Source organism: Veillonella sp. KGMB01456 (genome assembly GCF_023051165.1).
In the GTDB taxonomy this organism is placed as follows: Bacteria; Bacillota; Negativicutes; order Veillonellales; family Veillonellaceae; genus Veillonella_A.
In genome coordinates this window covers 1-1,295 of record NZ_JALKIG010000085.1, presented here as the reverse complement: position 1 = coordinate 1,295, position 1,295 = coordinate 1, and the positions used below count along the sequence as shown (strand labels likewise).

Genomic DNA, 1,295 nt, shown 5'->3' with positions numbered 1-1,295 from the left:
TAAGGAGGTCGGTTTTTTCATGTCAAAATATAGTTTTAAATTTAAGCTAAAAGTTGTTACAGCATATTTAAATGGAGAAGGCGGTGGCAGAACTCTAGCAAAAAAATATGGAGTCAAATCATATTCTCAGGTCAAAAGATGGATAAAAAATTATCAAGCATTTGGTGTGGAAGGACTTAAAGAAAGAAAATCTAAGACTAAATATACTTCTGAGTTTAAGCAATCTGTGGTAGAGTTGTACTTAACAAGTATCTTATCTTATCAACAAATAGCTTTACAGTACGGAATTAATAATCCAACATTAATTGCTCGATGGAAATCAGAGTATATAAAAGATGGTGTAAATGCCTTTGTTGAACGACCTAAAGGACGGCCACCCACTATGAAGAAATCTGAGACTAAGCAATCCAAGCCTAAGAAACCTATACGTATTAGTCAAAAAGAACTATCTAAATTAACACCTGAGCAACAACGAATTTTAGAACTGGAAAAACAATTGCGCTATGCTCAAATAGAGAATGCCTATTTAAAAGAACTGAGGAGGCTGCGACTCGAGGAAGCTCGAGAAATGAAAAAATCGCAAGAATCATCAACGGCCTCCGAAGAGAGTTCACATTAAAGGAGATTCTTGCGGCATTAAATTTTCCTAAGGCTACTTATATGTATTGGCAAAAGAGGTTCACTCGTGAAGATCCAGATTTAGCAATAAAAATAGAAATTGAAGAGATTCGAAAAACCAATCCCAATTATGGATATAGACGGTTATTACCCTTATTAAAACTTAAAGGGATAGTAATTAATAAAAAGAAACTGCAGCGTATCATTAAAAAGTTTAAACTTCAAATTACTACATATTCTCGCAAAAGCAGAAAATACAACTCCTACAAAGGCAAAAAAGGTACGGTTGCTCCCAATCGAATTCACCGTAAATTTGAATGTATATACCCCCATCAAAAAATCACAACAGATACAACTGAATTCAAGTATTATGAGGTGGGAGCTGATGGAGAATTAATAACAAGAAAATTGTATTTAGATCCATTTATGGACCTATATAATCTTGAAATACTAAGTTTCAGTATTTCACCGGCACCTTCAGCATCTGGTATTTTAATGGCACAAAGAAAAGCTATTAAAATAACAGAGGATGCTAAATATAGACGAACATTTCACTCTGATCAAGGCTGGGCGTATCAAATGAAAGAATATCAAAGGCTCTTAAAGAATAATAATATCTTCCAGAGTATGTCCAGAAAAGGAAATTGCTATGACAATTCGCCTATGGAAAACTTCTT

At 33.9% G+C, this 1,295-nt stretch carries 2 protein-coding genes; both read left to right on the top strand.

Going from position 1 to position 1,295, the window contains the following annotated elements; genetic code table 11:
• Positions 1–619 (top strand): helix-turn-helix domain-containing protein (locus MXE28_RS11400; protein ID WP_226974708.1); only part of this gene is annotated, 619 nt, incomplete at its 5' end.
• The coding region (locus tag MXE28_RS11395; RefSeq protein WP_226974709.1) for an IS3 family transposase at positions 577–1,295 on the top strand (719 nt) is incomplete at its 3' end. The genes MXE28_RS11400 and MXE28_RS11395, both read left to right, overlap by 43 nt.